The organism is Herbidospora sp. RD11066 (assembly GCF_054661255.1).
The window spans coordinates 343368-361542 of record NZ_BAAGDO010000008.1; the positions used below are offsets into that span (position 1 = coordinate 343368).

The window sequence follows — 18175 nt, forward strand, 5'->3', positions numbered from 1 at the left end:
CGGGGCACACCCCTACATCGTGGAAAACTCGTACATTCAGCCGAGCTGGGCGAGCGTGGCGGTGAGGCTGCCCCGGGAGTTCACGCCGAGCTTCTCGAATGCCCTGGTCAGATGGGTTTCGACGGTCCGGACGGAGATGTGCAGGCGGTCGGCGATCTCCTGGTTGCCGCACCCCTGCGCGACCAGCCGGGCGATCTCAAGCTCGCGCCCGGTCAGCCCGTGGGCCCCGGCGGCCCGCGCCGCCGCCACCCGCTTGCCGGCCCGGCGCTGCTCCCGCACCGTCGTCGCGGCCAGGCCGCGCGCCCCGACCGCGGTGAAGAGGTCGCACGCCGCCTCCAGATGGGGCAGCGCGGCGCGCTTGCGTCCGCCGTCGATGCAGGCCGTGCCCGCCCGCAGCAGCGCCCGCCCGGCGTCGAGGCGGCGACCGGCCTTGGTCAGCACCTCGGCGGCGGTGACGGCCAGCTCCTCGGCCTCGGCGTCGAGGGTCACGTGGGCGCGGGCGAGGCGGGCCAGGCCGTCGGTGAACTCGAGCTCGGGCCGGACCATCGTGGCCGCCCGGTCGGCCCAGGCGGTGGCCTCCTTCGGCTCGTTCCTGCCGATGTGGGCGGCGGCCATCGTCTCGCAGAAGGCCAGCATGCTGAACTCTTCGAGCCGGTCGCCGATGTAGGCCTCCTCGACCGCCGCGATGGCCTCCTCGTCGAGCCGTCCGGCGCGGGCGAGGGCGGTGGCGTAGGCGTAGCGGGCCTGGGCGCCGTGCCACTCGGTGGTGCTGAAGCCCGAGGTGACGGCGGTGTGGCCGAGGCGGATGGCGTCTTCGTCGTCGCCCGCCGCACCGGCCAGCAGGCTCTGCTGGGCCAGCGCGACGACGCTGGCGTAGCCCGAGTTGAGCAGGCGGGCGATCTCGGCCGACTCCTCGGCGAAGATCCGGCCCTCGGGGATGCTGCCGAACAGGGCGTGGAGATTGGCCAGCCCGGCGAGCATGTTGGTCAGGATGAACGTCTGGCCGGTGGCCTTCACCGCCGCGATGGCACGTTCGAACCGGGCCAGCGCCGGGCGGTGGTGGCCGAGCCAGATCTCCGACCAGCCCATCCAGGCGATGGTGTCCATCCAGGCGAGCTGGTGGATCTCCGGGGTCGACTCCGCCAGCGCCTGCGCGGCGGCGATGTGGCGCAGCGCCTCCTCGACGCGGTGCCCGGCGTAGGCGGTCATCGGGCGCAGCATCGCGATGGCCAGCCGCAGGCCGGGGTCGTCGCTGTCGTCGGGCATGAAGTCGAGCACCGCCTGGGCGGCGCGATGGTCGCCGCGCATGAGGCTCTCGGCGACCAGGCGCAGGCGCATCGGCAGCGCGGCGGGCAGGCGCGGCTCGGGGATCTCGCGCAGTTCGGAGACGAGCACGGCCCGGCCCTCGCCCGGCCGGTCGAGCAGCCGTTCCACGAGGGCGCAGAAGCGGGCGGCCATGCCCCGGCGGGCGTAGTCGTCGCGCGGCAGCAGGCGCAGCACCTCGTAGGCGGTGGCCCTGGCCTCGATGAGCCGCCCGCTGACGGTCTGGTTGCGGGCCAGCTCCAGCAGCAGGTCGAGCCGGTCGGTGGAGTCGGGCAGCAGCCCGAGGGCGACCTGGAGCCAGTGGGCCGAGGTGGCCGGGGCGGTGGTGGAGACCTGGCGGGCGGCCCTGACCAGAACGTCGGCCGATTCGAGGTCGCCGAAGGAGGCAGAGCGTTCCACGTGGTGGGCGCGCAGCGGGGCGGGGGCGTCGACGGCGGCCAGTCTTTCCGCGATCCGCTGGTGGGCCGACAGGCGCCAGCCGGGTTTGGCCGATTCGTACACGGCCTGGCGGACCAGGGGATGGCGGAACCGGAACCGGCCGCCCGCGCCGGGGCGCACCAGGTCGCGGTCGGCGAGTTCGTCGAGCGCGTCGAGCGCGGTGGCGAGCGGGACCTTGGCGGCCACGGCGGCCAGTTCGGCCTCGAACTCGTCGGCGGCCACCGCCGCGCCCTGGGCGACCTTCAACGCGTCGCCGGACAGGTCGCGCAGCTCCAGGGTGAGCGCGTCGTTCTTCGAACCGGGCAGGTCGCCCGCCTCGACCCTCGCCAGGGCCTGTAAGTAGAAGGGGTAGCCCTCACTGGCGTCGTACAGGGCCTTCTTGCGGCTCCTGCTGACGCCGGGGCCGAGCAGTTCGCCGGCCTCCTCCTCCGAGAGCGGGCCGATCTGGACCCGCGACCCGCCGAGCGCGAGCCGGGGCGGCGCCTGCTTCGGCCGGTAGGCGACCACGACCATGAGCCGCGCGCGGGGGGAGTGGCGGCTGACGTGGTCGAGGAACTCGATCGTGGCCTCGTCGGCCCAGTGGACGTCGTCGAGCACGAGCACCAGCCCCGCCGGACGGGCGATCTTCGTCAGCAGCTGCGCGACCGAGCGGTAGAGGCGGTAGCGGGCCAGCGCCGAGACGTCGTCGGAGGGCTCGGCCGTGGCGCCGAGCGCGGGGAAGACCGAGGCGAGCAGCGGGTCGTCGTTCTCGACCGACTCGAGGTGGCCGTCGAGGGCGTCGACCAGCGCGGAGAACGGCATGATCTGCTCGAACTCGGCGGCCCTGCCCCACAGCGTGAGGCATCCTTGGGCGTCGGCGAGTTTCTCGAGCTCGGCCAGCAGCCGGGTCTTCCCGGCTCCGGGCTCGCCGACGAGCGCGAGCAGCCGGAACTCCCCGCTCACGATCGCGTCCAGCGACCCCCGAAGATCATTCAGCACGTCCCGCCGGCCGACCAGGGGGGCAGAATGATCATTCATCGGCGGCACCATGATCACTTGCCTGCTATCTCACAGCGACTTTACAGCTACGACGAAAACGATGCCCGGCAATAACCCGCATCACCGGTACTTTCGACGCATAGTCATGCAAATCGTGACGGTCTGAGGTGCGGTTCTTGCATCCGGACGTCAGGTTGTCGCGTTTAGGCAATGCCGGTGAGTCCTCGTACACAGACGAGAACGGCCCCTCCAGATGGGAGGGGCCGTTCTGCGTTCACGTCTGCGGGGTGGCGGTTAGACCAGGCCCTTGGCCTCGAGGACCGAGCAGCAGGTGTTGGTGATCAGGCGGGTGACGACGTAGGGGTCGGCGTTGGCGTTGGGGCGCCGGTCCTCGATGTAGCCCTTCTTGTCGACCTCGACCTGCCACGGGATGCGCACCGAGGCGCCGCGGTTGGAGACGCCGTAGCTGTAGATGTTGTAGGGCGCGGTCTCGTGGTGACCGGTGAGGCGCTGCTCGATGCCGAAGCCGTAGCCGGCGATGTGCTCCTCGACCTTGCCCTCGCCGCCGAGCGCCTCGCACGCCGCGATGATCGCGTCGTAGCCCTCGCGCATGGCCTTGGTGGAGAAGTTGGTGTGGGCGCCGGCGCCGTTCCAGTCACCCTTGGCGGGCTTGGCGTCGAGCGTGGCCGACACGTTGTAGTCTTCCGCGATGCGGTAGAGCAGGTAGCGCGCCATCCACATGTGGTCGGAGACCTCGAGGGGACCGGCCGGGCCGATCTGGAACTCCCACTGGCCGGGCATGACCTCGGCGTTGATGCCGGAGATCTTCAGGCCGGCCTCGATGCACGCGTCGAGGTGGGCCTCGACGATGTCACGGCCGACGACCTCGTCGGCGCCGATGCCGCAGTAGTAGGGGCCCTGCGGGCCGGGGAAGCCGCCGACCGGGAAGCCGTAGGGGCGGCCGTCCTTGAAGAAGGTGTATTCCTGCTCGATGCCGAACCAGGACTCCTGGTCCTCGAACTGCTCGGCGATGGGGGTCAGCAGCGCGCGGGTGTTGCTCGGGTGGGCCGAGCCGTCGACGTTGTAGACCTCGCACATGACGAGCACGTTGTCGCCGCCCCGGATCGGGTCGGGACACGAGAACACCGGCTTGAGCACGCGGTCGGAGTCGTGACCTTCGGCCTGATTGGTGCTCGAACCGTCAAAGCCCCAGGTGGGCAGGTCGGCGCCGTCCGCCAGCACCCGGGTCTTGCTCCGGAGCTTCGCGACCGGCTCGGTGCCGTCTATCCAGATGTACTCGGCCTTGAACGCCAACGTCTTTTCCTTCCCTGGAGGCGGGCCGTGTCGTTTGGCCGCCACGCCGAGATTCCCAAGAAGCCATTTCGTGTCCATTGCCCGTTTGTGAACACGATGTGAAACGGCAGGCCCGCGTGTTAAATCATCCGGCTCGGGGGCAGGATCAGGTGCTCGTGATCACGGCGAAGCGGGCCCCGAACTGGTCGGCCAGGACGGCGAACCGGCCCACGGTCTCGACCGAGACGGGCGGGTCGAGGATGGTGCCGCCCTCGGTGACGGTCGCCTCGACGGCGGCGTCGACGTCTCTGACCTCGAAGTAGGGCAGCCAGAACGGTTTGGTGCCGGGGTTGAGGGTGATCACGCCGCCGATCGTCGGGCGGTCGCCGCCGGGGAGGCGGATCGTGGTGTAGCCGACGCCCGCGACGGTGGCCTCGATCGACTGGTGGTCGAGCGCCGCCTCATAGAAGGGTGCGACGGCGGGCGGGCTGGCGACATAGAGCTCGGTCCAGCCCAGGCTGCCGGGCACCGTCACGGCGTCGAGGCCCTTGCGGCCCCGGCCCTGCCAGATCGCGAAGTCGGCCCCGGCCGGGTCGGTCAGCGCGGCGGTGCGGCCCTGGTCGAACACGTCGTAGGGCGCCACCCTGATCGTGCCGCCGGCCTTCTCGGCGCGGGCGGCGGCGTCGTCGGCGTCGGGGGTGGCGAAATAGATCGTCCACGACGAGCTCGTGCCCTCTTCGGTCAGCGGGCCGGTCGCGGCGACGATCTTGCCGTCGTGGCGGAAGAAGCCGTAGCCGCCGGCGTCGGGCCCGGCCGACTGGAACTCCCAGTCGAGCACGGCGGCGTAGAACGTGGCCGAGGCGGTCGTGTCGGGCGAGGCGAGGTCGACCCAGCAGGGGGCGCCCGGCAGGTAGTCGGTCGTGAGCATGCGCGCTCCTTCGAACAAATTTTCGGTGACCACACTCTGTCACGTCCTGCCGACAGTTTCCCCAGCAGGGGAGGAGCCGAAAGGAGCCTTTCCGGCTAAATGGGGCAAGCGTGACCTCGGTCGATAGGGTGCGGCTCATGCCGACCCAGATCATCCGCTACCGCATCGCCGACCAGGAGAAGGCCGCGGAGAACGTACGGCTCGTCGAGGCCGTCTTCGCCGAACTCGCGGCGGCACGGCCCGGCGGGCTCACCTATCAGTCCTACCGGCTCGACGACGGGCTGACCTTCGTCCACGTCGTCACCACCGACGATCTCCCGGCCCTGCTGGAGTTCCCGGCGTTCCGCGAGCTCACGGGCACCCTAGGGCAGCGGCTCGACGGGGTGCCGGTGAGCGAAGGGGCCACCCCGGTGGGGTTCTACGACGGCCACCTGCGATCATGAGAAATCTCCCCCTGCTTCGATGAGGGGGTGGCCGTGGCCCTGCGGGGGTGGCTCCTGGACGGGCTCACGGCCGATCGCGGTCAGCTCGAGCACGGCCCGGAGAAGAAGCACGCCTGGTGGCGGGTCATGTGCCTGACCGGTGTCGACTACTACTCCACACTCGGCTACCAGCCGGGCATCGCCGCGCTCGCGGCCGGGGCGCTGTCACCGGTCGCGACGCTGTTCCTGGTCGCCCTCACCCTCTTCGGCGCGCTGCCGGTCTACCGCTACGTCGCCGGGGAGAGCCCCCACGGCGCGGGGTCCATCGCGATGCTGGAGCGGCTCGTCCCGGCCTGGCAGGGCAAGCTGTTCGTGCTCTGCCTGCTCGGCTTCGCGGCCACCGACTTCGTCATCACGATGACCCTGTCGGCCGCCGACGCGACCGCGCACATCATCGAGAACCCGTTCGCGCCCTCGTGGCTCGACGGCCAGGAGATCCCGATCACGCTGGTGCTGCTGGCGGCGCTCGGGGCGATCTTCCTGGCCGGGTTCACCGAGGCCATCGGCGTGGCGACGGTGCTGGTCATGGTCTATCTGGTGCTGAACGCGGTGGTGGTGGCGGTCGGCATCCAGCACGTCGTCGCCAACCCGGCCGTCTTCGGCGACTGGAACCGGCTGCTGGAGGCCCGGCACGCCTCCCCGCTGGCCATGATCGGGCTGGCGCTGCTGGTCATGCCCCGGCTGGCGCTGGGCCTTTCCGGGTTCGAGACCGGGGTCGCGGTGATGCCCGTGATCAAGGGCGACATCCCGCGCCGGATCCGGAGCACCCGCACGATGCTCACCACGGCCGCGCTGATCATGAGCGTGTTCCTCATCCTGAGCAGCTTCGTCACCACGCTGCTGATCCCGGCGCAGGAGTTCCAGGAGGGCGGCAAGGCCAACGGCCGGGCGCTCGCCTTCCTCGCGCACGCCTATCTCGGCGAGTGGTTCGGCACCGTGTACGACGTCAGCACCATCGCCATCCTCTGGTTCGCCGGCGCCTCGGCGATGGCCGGACTGATCAACCTGGTGCCCCGCTTCCTGCCCCGGTACGGCATGGCGCCCGAATGGACCTCGGCGGTCCGGCCGCTGGTGCTGATCCTCACCGTCATCGCCTTCGTGATCACGTTCATCTTCGACGCGAACGTCGACCAGCAGGCGGGCGCCTACGCCACCGGCGTGCTGGTGCTGATGCTGTCGGCGGCCGTGGCGAGCGCCCTGTCCACCCGGGCGAAGGGGCGGCGCCGGGCGTCGTGGATCTTCGGGATCATCAGCGCCGTGCTCACGTACACGCTGGTCGACAACGTGATCGAGCGGCCCGACGGAGTCAAGATCGCCGGGTTCTTCATCGTGGCGATCGTGGTGACGTCGCTGATCTCGCGGGCGACCCGGTCGACCGAGCTGCGGGTGACGCGGGTGCGGCTCGACCCGCTGGCCGAGCAGTTCGTCAACGAGTGCTGCTCGGGCGAACTGCACCTCATCGCCAACGAGCCGCAACGCCGCGACCAGGCCGAATACAACGACAAGCTGCGCGAGAACTGGTTCATGCACCGGCTGCGCGCCTCCGAGCAGGCGATCTTCGTCGAGGTGACGATCAGCGACGCGTCGGAGTTCGAGACCGAGCTCTACGTCCGCGGCGAGGAGCGGTACGGCAACCGGGTGCTCAACGTGGTCAGCTCGACCGTGCCCAACGCGCTGGCCGCGCTGCTGCTCTACCTGCGCGACCGGACCGGCCAGGTGCCCAACATCTACTTCCACTGGACGGAGGGCAACCCGATCAACGCGATGATCCGCTACCTGATCTTCGGCGGCGGCGACGTGCCGCCACTGACCCGCGAGGTGCTCCGCCTGGCCGAGCCCGATCCGCTGAGGAGGCCACACGTCCATGTGGGCTGACCTGAGAACATCGGGGGGTGAACGCCATATGCGTCCGACGGCCACCGATTGGCAGCGCCGGCCTCCGGGCCGGCCGCGCCGTGAGGGAACGCGACCGCCCGGCCGGTACCGTCCCCGCCGGATCCCGCCGCCTTTCTGGCGTCCCGGCGGGTGACGTGAGGCGATGACCGCACGGGGACGGCTCCGCGTCTACCTGGGCGCCGCCCCCGGCGTCGGCAAGACCTTCGCCATGCTGGGGGAGGGCCGCCGCGCCCTCGACCGGGGGCGCGACGTCGTGGTCGGCCTGGTCGAGACGCACGGCCGCCCGAAGACGGCCGCGCTGCTCACCGGTTTGGAGGCGGTGCCGCGCCGCGACCTGGTCCACCGGGGCGCGCTCTTCACCGAGATGGACGTCGACGCCGTGCTGGCCCGCCGCCCGAAGGTCGCCCTGGTCGACGAACTCGCCCACACCAACGTGCCGGGCTCCCGCAACGCCAAGCGCTGGCAGGACGTCGAGGAACTGCTCGACGCCGGGATCGACGTCGTCACGACGGTGAACGTGCAGCACCTGGAGTCGCTCAACGACGTCGTCGAGGAGATCACCGGAGTGCCGCAGCGGGAGACCGTGCCCGACGAGGTCGTTCGGAGGGCCGACCAGATCGAGCTGGTCGACATGTCGCCCGAGGCGCTGCGCCGCCGCATGGCCCACGGCAACGTCTACGCGCCCGAGAAGGTCGACGCGGCGCTGTCCAACTACTTCCGCGTGGGCAACCTGACCGCGCTGCGCGAACTCGCGCTGCTCTGGGTGGCCGGGCGGGTCGACGACCAGCTCGACCGCTACCGCGCCGAACACGGCATCCAGGGCACGTGGGAGGCGCGCGAACGCGTCGTCGTGGCGCTGACCGGCGGCCCCGAGGGCGACACGCTGATCCGCCGCGCCGCCAGGGTGACCGCCAGAACCAAGGGGGCCGACCTGCTGGGCGTCCACGTCACCCGGGGCGACGGCCTGGTCGGGGGCGATCCCGTGCACCTGGCCCGGCAGCGGGCCCTGGTCGAGTCGCTCGGCGGGACCTATCACCAGGTCGTCGGCGACGACGTGCCCCGGGCGCTGCTCGACTTCGCGCGCGGGGTGAACGCGACCCAGCTCGTGCTGGGCGCCTCGCGGCGGGGGCGGCTGGCCCAGATCCTGTTCCGGGGCGTGGGGGCCGAGACGATCGCGCGGTCGGGGTCGATCGACGTCCACATGATCACTCACCAGCAGGCCCGCAGGGGCCTGCCCCGGCCCGGCTCCCGGGCCGCGCTGACCCGCACCCGCCGCATCGCCGGATGGGTGGCGGCGCTGGCCGGGATGCCCGCGCTGACCGCCGTGGTCTATCCGCTGCGCGGGATGCTCGCGCTGTCGGGCCAGATCCTGCTGTTCCTGCTCATGGTCGTGATCGTCGCGCTCGTCGGCGGCATGTGGCCGGCCATCACCGCCGCCGTCGTCGGCTTCCTGCTGCTCAACTACTTCTTCACCCCGCCGATCGACAAGTTCACCGTCGCCGACCCCGAGAACCTGCTGGCTCTGTTCGTGTACGTATTGGTCGCCGTCCTCGTCAGCCTGGTCGTCGACCTGGCGGCCAGGCGAACGCGCGAGGCCGCGATGGCGGGCGCCGACGCCGAGGTCCTGTCGACCCTGGCGGGCCACGTGCTGCGCGGCGAGGCGGCGCTGCCCTCGCTGCTGGCCCGGCTCCGCGAGACCTACGGGCTGACCTCGGTGACCCTGCTCGAACGCCGATCTCCACCCGCCCCCGACGACCGCGCCGACCCCGAGGCGTGGCGCATCGTCGCCGCCGCCGGAGGCGTCCCCTGCACGAGCCCCGGTTCGGCCGACACCGACGTGGTGATCGACGAGAACCTCGTGCTGGCCGTTCGCGGGCGCCTGCTCGGCGCCTCCGACCGCCGCGTCCTGGAGGCCTTCGCCGCCGAGACCGCCGTGGCGCTGCGGCAGCGCCGGCTGGAGGAGGAGGCCCAGCAGGCCAAGCCGCTGGCCGAGGCCGACCGCATGCGCACCGCCCTGCTCGCCGCCGTCAGCCACGACCTGCGCACCCCGCTCGCCTCGGCGAAGGCGGCGGTCGAGAGCCTGCGCAGCACCGACGTGAAGTGGTCGGCCTCCGACGAGGCCGAACTGCTCGAAACCGCCGACGAGTCGCTGGTGAAACTGACCCGGCTGGTGGAGAACCTGCTCGACATGAGCCGGTTGCAGGCCGGAGTCCTGGGGGTGGCCCTCCAACCGGTCGACCTGGCGGAGGTGCTGCCCCGGGCGGTCGAAGACGCGCGGCTGCGGATCGACGTGCCCGACGACCTGCCCGAGATGAGCGCCGACCCGGCGCTGCTGGAACGGGTGCTGGCGAACCTGGTCTTGAACGCGGTCCGCTACAGCCCCGACTACGTGCTGCTCACGGCGAGCTCACACGACAACAAGGTGGAGATCCGCGTGGTCGACCGGGGCCCGGGGATCCCACCGGAGGCCCACGACCAGGTCTTCCAGCCGTTCCAGCGCCTCGGCGACCGCGACAACCACTCGGGGGTGGGGCTGGGTCTGGCGCTGTCGCGGGGTCTGGCGGAGGCGATGGGCGGCTCCCTCACCCCGGACGAGACACCAGGTGGCGGCCTGACCATGACGGTGACCCTGCCGATGGCCCTCAGGTGAGGGCGTCGCGGGCTTCCATCAAGGCGAAGCCCAGGAGGTTGAGGCCTTGCCAGGTTGTCGGGGAGGCGGCTTTCTCGTCGGTGGCCGCCAGGCCGATGCCCCAGACACGGTCATAAGGGCTGGCTTCGACCAGGACTCGCTCTCGGGTGCCGAGGAGGAAGTCGCGCAGGTCGGGGTGCTGGGCGAATTTGGCGGTGCTGCCTCGGACGACGATGGCGAAGCGGTGTTCCGCCCAGGTCGCCTCGTCGAAGTCGCGGACCGATCGGCCCAGTTTCTTCGCCTCGCCGGGATGGGGTGCGGCGAGGATGGCGGCTGCCGTTTCCGCGTCGTCGAAGAGCCAGGCCTTGTGGGCCATCATGTAGTGCTCGGCCGAGGGGAAGAGGTGGCCGTCTTCGGTGAAATCGGCCTCCCACCACTGGCTGAGGCAACCGGCGCCCACCCCGCCGTCGCGAGGTGGGCGGTGGCCCCAGAAGAAGAGGTAGCGCGGGGCCCGGCCGGACGCCTCGGCGTGCACGGCCTCTTCGACGGAGCGGGGTAACGTCACCCGGCCAACCTAACGCCCGGGTCCGACGGTTCCGCCGTTCGGCCGGGCCGGTCGCGGCGCGGGGGCCGGGCGCGGGCGGCGCTGGTCGTTGCGGGTGGGCGGGGCGGTCTTCTTCGGCTTGGTCATGGGCACGGTCCCGCCGGTTCGACGGCGACGGTGAGGTTGACGTCCGAGCCGAGGGACACGACCGTGCCCACGGCCGGGTTCTGGGCGGTCACCTGGTCGACGTCGTTGCACAGCCGGTCGACCCAGTAGGTGACCGAACCGACGTTCAGGCCCTTCTCGGTGATCCGGGTGACGGCGGTGTCCTCGAACAGGCCGGTCACGTCGGGGACGACCACCGCGGTCGGCGGGCTGGGGCCGCTCGTCGGCGTCGGGTCGGGCTGCTGGACGCCGGTCACGGCCAGGATCGTCGAGCGGCCCACCGAGATCGTGCTCACCGTCGACGAGATGCCGACCACCTCGGCGGTCGTGGAGAAGGGCGCGGAGGAACCGGTGCCGAGTGCGCCTGCGGTGTTGTCGCCCCAGGTCACTACGGTCCCGTCGGCTCGCGTGCCGGCCGAGGTGCCGCCGGTGCCGGGGTCGGCCCAGGTCAGGCCCGTGATCGGGGTGAGCGTGGGGGTGCGCCTGGTCGTGGTGGTGCCGTCGCCGAGACGTCCACCGGTGTTGTCGCCCCAGGCGTAGAGGCGGCCTCCGGCGATGGCGAGGGTCGACTTCTCACCGGGCATGACCGACTGGGCGCCGGTGATGCCGGGCACCTGCACCGGAACATAGGAACGGGGCGCCGCGCCGATGCCGAGCTGACCTGCGGCGTTGCCGCCCCACGTCCACACCGTGCCGTCGGTTTTGACCGCCGCCGAGTGGACGCCGCTCCGCGAGGCCAGGGCGGTGCGGACGCCGGAGATGCCGGTGACCCGGACGGGAAGGGGCCGGTTGACGGTCGTACCGTCACCGAGTTCGGCGAAGCCGTTGTGACCCCAGGCCCAGACGGTGCCGTCGGTCTTGACGGCCAGGCTGTAGCGGTATCCGGCCGACACGCTGCGCACGTCGGTCAGCCCGGCGATCATGCGGGGGGTGGGCCTGCTGGTGGTCGTACCGTCACCCAACTGGCGGTAGGTGTTGTCGCCCCAGGCCCAGACGGTGCCGTCTTCGGCCACGGCCAGGAGATGTTTGTCGCCCACGGCGACGGTTCTGATCGGGGGCAGCCCGTAGACCTGCTGCGGGGTGGTCGCCTCGACGACGCCGGGGAGGGCGCCCCACTGGAAGACGAACCCCCGGTCGTTGACCCCGGCGCTGACGGTGCTCCCGGTCGCGACCTGCCGGATGCGCACCAGGCCGTGTCCCCAGGGGTATCCCGCGGGCAATCGGCCGACGAGCGCGGGGACGGGACTGCCGGTGGTGGTGCCGTCGCCGAACTGGCCGGTGGTATTCAGCCCCCAGGCCCAGAATTTCGTACCCGTCCATTGCGGTTCGGGAGTGAAGGCGGCGAGTGCCGCGACGACCGCCATCGTGGCGGCCAGGATCTTCATGGTTCTCACACCGGGGAAGGCGTTCCCTCACCGGTGCACTCCGGTGGAACACCGTGTCACACGGTGGATCGCCATCTCGGCGCGATAGGCGGTATTTGTCGGTCATTTCAAATGGAATCGCCGAAAAGTCAATATTTCTATTGCCGGAACACTTTGTTACCTTTCTTTGCGCGAAGTTGAAGATCATCTCCGTGTCCGGGCGGGTGCACACAGGGGCGCACCCGCCCTTACGGTCATTTGTTCCGAAATGTCAATATTTCGGTTAGATGGGGATTTTGTTAGCGTCCTTGCGCGATGCCATTGATCATCTCCGCATGCCAAGGAGCCTGATGAGGGCACTATCCCTGCTGGTCGCGACCCTGGTGGCGACCGGCCTCACCGCGATTCCGCCCGCTCACGCCGCATTCGAGTACACGATCACCCCGAGTCTCGTCGAGGACATCGCCGTGACCTCCGACACACATGAGGACGATCTCGCGTCCCCCGACGGCGAGACCCTCGCCGTGGGGACCCTCCCCGGTGGCGCCGACAGCCGGGCCTATCTGAGGTTCGACCCGTCGATGCTGTCCGGCGGCGAGGTCGTCTCCGCCACGTTACGGCTCGCCGTCGCGTCCGCGCCGGAGTGCGGGCCCTCGGCGCAGGGCGTGCAGGTCCAGCGGGTCGACTTCCCCTGGACCGGCGACTTCCTGCACTGGTTCAACGCGCCCGCCTCGGACGGGATACAGGTCTCGGCCCTCGACTGCGCAGAGCCGCCGGAATACGTGGAGTGGCCGGTCACGGACCTCGTGACGGCCTGGGCCTCGGGGACGCTGAACCACGGCTTCGTGCTCCAGGCGCCGAACGAGCTCCTCGCCGACGACGGTTACTGGACGTTCGCGTCCGCGGAGAACTCCGGGTTCGCCGCTCCCCGGCTCACCGTCACGATGACCACCGGCACTGTGGTCGTGCCGAGGAAGGTCCCGGTCGCCCCCGTCCACGTGTCGCCGGGCGGCGGCGTCACGATCGCCTCGCTCACGCCCGTCATGAGCGCGGCCCAGGTGCAGATCGCGCACAACCCGGGCGTGCCGGAGCAGGGCACCGGGCTGATCTGGTCCGGCGCCGCCTCGCCGCTCCCGGACGGGGTCCTCCAGCAGGGCTGGAAGATCCAGTGGCGGGGACGTAGCGGGCCGTCCGCGGCGTGGACGCAGTGGGAGTACGGCGTCGTATGGGAATCCCTGCCCCAGGTCTTCGGGTTCCGGACGACGCCGTCCGCCTCCGACGGCGCACCGGAACTCCGGGCCCTGGTCTACCAGGACTACGGATTCTCGATGAACGCCACGTTCGAGGTGGCGCACGATGAGGACGTACCGGAGCAGGGAACCGGGGCGATCTGGACCGGCGACGACGAGAGGGACATCGTGCCGGCCACGCCCGCTCGGGTGACCGTGCCGGGGGCGGTGCTGGAGGACGGCTGGAAGATCCAGTGGCGGGTCCGGGCCCGGACCGCCAACGGCCTGCTCGTCGGCGAATGGTCGGAGTGGCAGAAGGCGACCGTCGATCTCCAGGGGGCTCGATGACGCTGACGAGGTCGCTGCTGGTGGCCGCCCTGGTGGCGACCGGTCTCGCCGTCGTCCCGGCCGCTCCGGCGCGGGCCGTGAGCCCGTCGACGATCGAGGTCGTGCAGACCTTGAATCCCGTCGATGACACCAGCGCCGATTCGTCCACAGACGAGAACCTGCCCGCGACCCCCAACGGCGACCTGCTCGCCGTCGGGTCGTGGTCCGGCGGCCAGAGCCGGGCCTATCTGAAGTTCGACACCTCCGACCTGCCTGCCGGTGTCGTCACCTCGGCGACGCTGAGGCTCGGCCACCACTCGGCGCAGTGCGGAACCCAGGCAGGGGACGGGATCCAGGTGCGGCGGCTCACCGAGCCCTGGACCTCGGACTTCCTGCACTGGGGCAACAAACCGGATTCCACTGCGGAGGACGCGGTCACCACGCCCGTCACCTGCGACGTCCCGGTCTTCCACGTGGAGTGGCCGGTCGAGGGGATCGTGCAGGACTGGGTCGACGGCGCCGCCAACGAGGGGTTCGTGCTTCAGTCGCCCGACGAGGGCGTCAACGGTGGGTGGTCGCTGCTGGCGTCCACCGACCAGGTCGACCTCGCCTGGCCCCGGCTCACGGTCACGATCACCGTCACCTCGACGCCCGAGCTGCGGTCGCCGTACATCCAGCCCACCTGGGCCGAGGGCGGCACCACCAAATTGATCACGCACGCGCCGCGCTTCTTCACGACCGTGTTCGATCCGATCGGCGGCAAGCTGAGGGGTGAGTTCGTCCTCGAAGACGACGCCACCGGCCAGATCTGGAGTGGGCTGTCGCTCCAGGTGTCGTCAGGCCGGTTGAGCATGGTGCAGGTCCCGGCCGGGGTGGTCCACGACGGCCAGCTGCTCCGCTGGCGCAGCCGGGCCCACAACGTCAGCACGGGAGTGGTCTCCGGCTGGTCGTCGTGGCAGCAGGTCGTGGTGGACCTGGCCCCTCCCGACATCACCTCGACCGGCATCGCCCCCTCGCTCGCCTCCGGCGGGACGACGGTGACCACGAGCCTCACTCCGGAACTGCGCGCCGTCATCGGCCACCGCCACGACGACCTGTGGTGGGTGGTCTTCGAGGTCGAGCACGCTCCCGACGTGCCGGAACAGGGCGCCGGGGTCATCTGGACCGGCGGCCCTCCGTGGGGCAACCTCGCGAACGGCCCGTACACGGCCGTCGTGCCGGCCGGGCGGCTGTCGGACGGCTGGAAGATCCGCTGGCGGGTCCGGGCGACGTCGACGGCGCTCGTCGCCGTGACCTCCGACTGGCAGGAGGGCACCGTCGACACCATATAACGATGAACGGTATATATAGATGACATGAGACAGATGCAGGAACCGACGTTCCTGATCCTGACCGCGCTCGCGGCGGGCCCTCAGCACGGCTACGGCGTGATCGCCGACGTCGCCGAGATCTCCGGCGGCCGGGTCGTGCTGAGGGCGGGAACCCTGTACGCCGCCCTCGACCGCCTCCGCGCCGAAGAGCTGATCGAGGCCGATCGCGAGGAGATCGTCGACGGCCGGGTCCGCCGCTACTACAAGCTCACCGGCGAGGGCGCGACCCGCCTGGCCGAGGAGGCCGGCCGGCTCGCCCGGCACGCCACCGCCGCCACCACCCGCCTCCGGCAGTCGTGGGGGATGGCGTGAGCGACCTCGAATCCCGCTACCGGCGGCTGCTGCGCTTATATCCACGCGCGCACCGGGCCGTCCACGAAGAAGAGATGCTCGGCGTCCTGATGGCGGGCGCACGCCCGGGGATCGCCGAATCGGCCGATCTCGTCTGGGGCGCCATCCGGATCCGGTTCCGGCACGCGTTCGGGCCGGAGTCGGCCGCGGCCTGGCGGCGGGCCCCCGGGTCGGCGGGGCTGATCACGATGATGGTGCTCGCCGCCGAGGTGCTGTCCCGATCGATGGGGCAGCTCGGGGACCTTCGGTGGCTGCTCGCGTTGCCCGGCGGTGCGGTGCTGGTGGTCGCCCTGATCCGATGGGGGCCGCGCTGGCTCGCGGCGGCGGCCACGTGGACGTGGGTGGTCCTCAACTGGCAGACCGGCTACCTCTACCTGGACCTGCCCGGCGGCTCCTCGATCTTCGACTTCCGGGCGATGTTCAGCCTTCTTCTCATGGTGCCGTTCGTGCTGGCCGGGGTGCTGGTGACGCTGCGCGCGGAGCGTCCGGCGCTGCCGGGCCGTGCGGTCTTCGGGTGGCTGGTGCTGCTGACCGTCGGCTGGCTGCCGGCGACCTTCCGGTACGAACTCGGCCTGACCTACGAGCAGGATCTCGTCACGATCCTGGTGCCGGTCGTCGTGCTGGCGGTCCTGGCGGGTCGCGCGGCCCGGACACCTCAGGGCAGGCGCGGGATCGTGCTGGCCGCCGTCCCGGTCGGGATCTTCGCCGGCTCCCCGCTGCTGCTCGCCCTCCTGGGCGAGACGTGGCCGATCGTGGTCGTCGGCCTGCTGGTCGCGGTCATGTCGGCACTGGCCGGAGGGCTTGCGGGGTCAGGTCGGCGAGTGTCGGGTAGCCGTCCACGGCCATGATCAGGTCGGCTTCGGCGAGGATCGTCCGGAGCACGTGGACGATCCCGTCGGCGCCGCCCAGCGCCAGCCCGTAGGCGTAGGGGCGGCCGATGCCGACGGCGGTGGCGCCGAGGGCCAGCGCTTTGATCACGTCGGCGCCCGAGCGGACGCCCGAGTCGAACAGCACCGGCAGGTCGTCCGCCGCCTCGACCACGCCGGGCAGGGCGTCGAGGGCCGGGAGGCCGCCGTTGGCCTGGCGGCCGCCGTGGTTGGAGCAGTAGATGCCGTCGACCCCCGCGTCCTTGGCGCGGCGGGCGTCGTCGGGGTGGCAGATGCCCTTGAGGATCAGCGGCAGGTTGGTGATCGAGCGGAGCCAGGGGAGGTCGTCCCAGGTCAGGGGGTTGCCGAAGATCTTGGCCCAGCGGGCGACGGTGTCCTTCGGGTTCTCCCCGGCGATGTGGAAGACCGGGTCGGAGGTGTAGTTGGCCAGGCAGAAGCCTCTGAGCTGGGGGAAGTTGGCGGTGCTCAGGTCGCGGGGGCGCCAGCCGGTGACCCAGGTGTCGAGGGTGATCACGATGCCGCGGAATCCGGCCGCCTCGGCGCGGTGGATCAGGCTCTCGGCCAGGTCGCGGTCGGCCGGGGTGTAGAGCTGGAACAGGCCGGGGGTCTCGCCGAACTCGGCGGCCACGGTCTCCAGCGGGTCGACGGAGAAGGTCGAAGCGATCATCGGGATGCCGGTGCGGGCCGCCGCCCGTGCGGTGGCGAGGTCGCCGTGACCGTCTTGGGCGCACAGGCCGATCACCCCGACCGGGGCCATGAAGAGAGGGGCGGGGAGGCGCATTCCGTACAGATCAAGAGACAGGTCGCGCCGCGCGGCGCCGACCAGCATGCGCGGGACCAGGCCCCAGCGGTGGAAGGCGGCGACGTTGGCGCGCTGGGTGTGCTCGTCGCCGGCGCCTCCGGCGACATATGACCAGATCGACGGCGGGAGCGCCGATTCGGCCCTGGCCTCCAGGTCGGCGAAGGCCATCGGGAAGGAGGGGCGCAGGCCGCGCAGGCCGCCCGCGTAGATCTCGTTCTGGAAGTCGCCGAACTGGGGGGTCATACCTGTCTGCCCTGGTAGACGCGGAGGTTGAGGGTGACCAGATCGAGCAGCGGGACCGGCACGTCGAGTTCGCGGGCGCGCCTGGTGAGGTCGCCGAAGATCTGCTCGACCTCGACGGGACGGTCGGCGACCAGGTCGCGGTAGGCCGACGAGGTCAGCGGCGAACCGGCGGCGGTGACCGTCTGGCGGGTGTTCTCCAGCACCTCCTTCTGCACGGGGTGGCCCGCCGCCTCGGCGACGGACGCGCATTCGTCCACGACCCCCTCGGCGAACCAGGCCCCGCCGGGGGTGGACGCGACCTCCCCGACCGTCCCGCGCATCAGGCAGGTCACCCCGCCCGTGGCGGCGATGAACACCCATTTGGCCCACATCTCGGCGACGATGTCGGCCGACAGGCAGGTCGCGAACCCGGCGCCGCCGAGCACGCCGACGAGCCGGTCGGGGGCCAGCCCCTCGCGGGCGCCGTAGGTGAGACTCTGCACGTCACCCAGGCGGCGCACGTCGCCGTTGGCGTCGAGAGTGGTGTTCACCAGCACGACCCCCCCGAGCACTCTCGGGTCGCCGAACCGCTCGGCCAGGACGTCGATGTGCCGCATCCCGTTGAGCACCGGCAGGATCAGCGTGTCCGGGCCGACCGCCGGGGCGAGATCGTCGACGGCCCGGTCGAGCGCGGTGGCCTTCACCGAGAGCAGCACCAGGTCGAACGGCGACGTGATCTCGTTCGCCGTGATCGTGGACGGGCGGAGCGTCGTCTCCTCACCCAGTCCCACGATCCGCAGACCCCGCTCGCGCAGCAGGCGGGCCCGCGCCGGTCTGACCAGGAACGTCACGTCTCGACCGGCTTGGACGAGCCGGCCCCCGAAGTATCCGCCGACCGCTCCGGCACCCACGACCAGGATCTTCATACTCAAAACGCTATGCAGGGC

The 18175-nt window shown here is 71.0% G+C and carries 14 protein-coding genes; 7 read left to right on the forward strand and 7 right to left on the reverse strand.

Annotation, left to right across the window (positions count from 1 at the left end):
* Positions 1-36: 36 nt before the first annotated feature.
* The 3 genes from ACYQ78_RS28930 to ACYQ78_RS28940 form a co-directional block, all read right to left on the reverse strand.
* Positions 37-2778, reverse strand: coding sequence for an ATP-binding protein (locus ACYQ78_RS28930; protein WP_459804100.1), 2742 nt, complete (start codon positions 2776-2778; stop codon positions 37-39).
* 255 nt (positions 2779-3033) lie between these two features.
* Positions 3034-4053, reverse strand: a complete 1020-nt coding sequence (glnII, locus tag ACYQ78_RS28935) for a glutamine synthetase GlnII (protein WP_459804101.1) — start codon at positions 4051-4053, stop codon at positions 3034-3036.
* Between the two features lie 145 nt (positions 4054-4198).
* Positions 4199-4960: a VOC family protein gene (locus tag ACYQ78_RS28940; RefSeq protein WP_459804102.1), complete on the reverse strand. Its 762-nt coding sequence runs from the start codon at positions 4958-4960 to the stop codon at positions 4199-4201.
* A 137-nt stretch (positions 4961-5097) separates the two neighbouring features.
* On the opposite strand from ACYQ78_RS28940, the gene ACYQ78_RS28945 reads away from it, so the two are divergent.
* The 3 genes from ACYQ78_RS28945 to ACYQ78_RS28955 all read left to right on the forward strand — a co-directional run bounded on the left by ACYQ78_RS28945 (position 5098) and on the right by ACYQ78_RS28955 (position 9988).
* On the forward strand, positions 5098-5403 hold the full coding sequence (locus ACYQ78_RS28945) for a hypothetical protein (RefSeq protein ID WP_459804103.1): 306 nt from the start codon (positions 5098-5100) through the stop codon (positions 5401-5403).
* Between the two features lie 33 nt (positions 5404-5436).
* On the forward strand, positions 5437-7317 hold the full coding sequence (locus ACYQ78_RS28950; protein ID WP_459804104.1) for an APC family permease: 1881 nt from the start codon (positions 5437-5439) through the stop codon (positions 7315-7317).
* A 163-nt stretch (positions 7318-7480) separates the two neighbouring features.
* Positions 7481-9988, forward strand: a complete 2508-nt coding sequence (locus ACYQ78_RS28955; protein ID WP_459804105.1) for a DUF4118 domain-containing protein — start codon at positions 7481-7483, stop codon at positions 9986-9988.
* Here the strand turns inward: ACYQ78_RS28955 and ACYQ78_RS28960 are convergent.
* Positions 9981-10532: an NADAR family protein gene (locus tag ACYQ78_RS28960; protein ID WP_459804106.1), complete on the reverse strand. Its 552-nt coding sequence runs from the start codon at positions 10530-10532 to the stop codon at positions 9981-9983. The genes ACYQ78_RS28955 and ACYQ78_RS28960 overlap by 8 nt on opposite strands.
* Positions 10533-10654: 122 nt before the next feature.
* Positions 10655-12061: an RCC1 domain-containing protein gene (locus ACYQ78_RS28965; protein WP_459804107.1), complete on the reverse strand. Its 1407-nt coding sequence runs from the start codon at positions 12059-12061 to the stop codon at positions 10655-10657.
* Positions 12062-12390: 329 nt separating this feature from the next.
* Between ACYQ78_RS28965 and ACYQ78_RS28970 the strand changes: the two genes are divergently transcribed.
* From ACYQ78_RS28970 to ACYQ78_RS28985, 4 genes are read left to right on the forward strand one after another with little or no spacing between them, the layout of a single operon-like run.
* Positions 12391-13617, forward strand: coding sequence for a DNRLRE domain-containing protein (locus tag ACYQ78_RS28970; protein ID WP_459804108.1), 1227 nt, complete (start codon positions 12391-12393; stop codon positions 13615-13617).
* Complete coding sequence (locus tag ACYQ78_RS28975; RefSeq protein ID WP_459804109.1) at positions 13614-14927, forward strand: DNRLRE domain-containing protein; 1314 nt, start codon at positions 13614-13616, stop codon at positions 14925-14927. The genes ACYQ78_RS28970 and ACYQ78_RS28975 overlap by 4 nt, the downstream gene beginning before the upstream one ends.
* A 24-nt stretch (positions 14928-14951) precedes the next feature.
* Positions 14952-15278, forward strand: coding sequence for a PadR family transcriptional regulator (locus ACYQ78_RS28980; protein ID WP_459804110.1), 327 nt, complete (start codon positions 14952-14954; stop codon positions 15276-15278).
* Positions 15275-16165 carry a hypothetical protein gene (locus ACYQ78_RS28985; RefSeq protein ID WP_459804111.1) on the forward strand — a complete coding sequence of 297 codons (891 nt, stop codon included), beginning with the start codon at positions 15275-15277 and terminating at the stop codon, positions 16163-16165. The genes ACYQ78_RS28980 and ACYQ78_RS28985 overlap by 4 nt, the downstream gene beginning before the upstream one ends.
* Here the strand turns inward: ACYQ78_RS28985 and ACYQ78_RS28990 are convergent.
* Both ACYQ78_RS28990 and ACYQ78_RS28995 read right to left on the reverse strand, forming a co-directional pair.
* Positions 16095-17249 carry an alpha-hydroxy-acid oxidizing protein gene (locus ACYQ78_RS28990; protein ID WP_459804112.1) on the reverse strand — a complete coding sequence of 385 codons (1155 nt, stop codon included), beginning with the start codon at positions 17247-17249 and terminating at the stop codon, positions 16095-16097. The two genes, ACYQ78_RS28985 and ACYQ78_RS28990, sit on opposite strands and share 71 nt — an antisense overlap.
* On the reverse strand, positions 17246-18154 hold the full coding sequence (locus tag ACYQ78_RS28995) for a ketopantoate reductase family protein (protein WP_459804113.1): 909 nt from the start codon (positions 18152-18154) through the stop codon (positions 17246-17248). The genes ACYQ78_RS28990 and ACYQ78_RS28995 overlap by 4 nt, the downstream gene beginning before the upstream one ends.
* Positions 18155-18175: the final 21 nt, after the last annotated feature.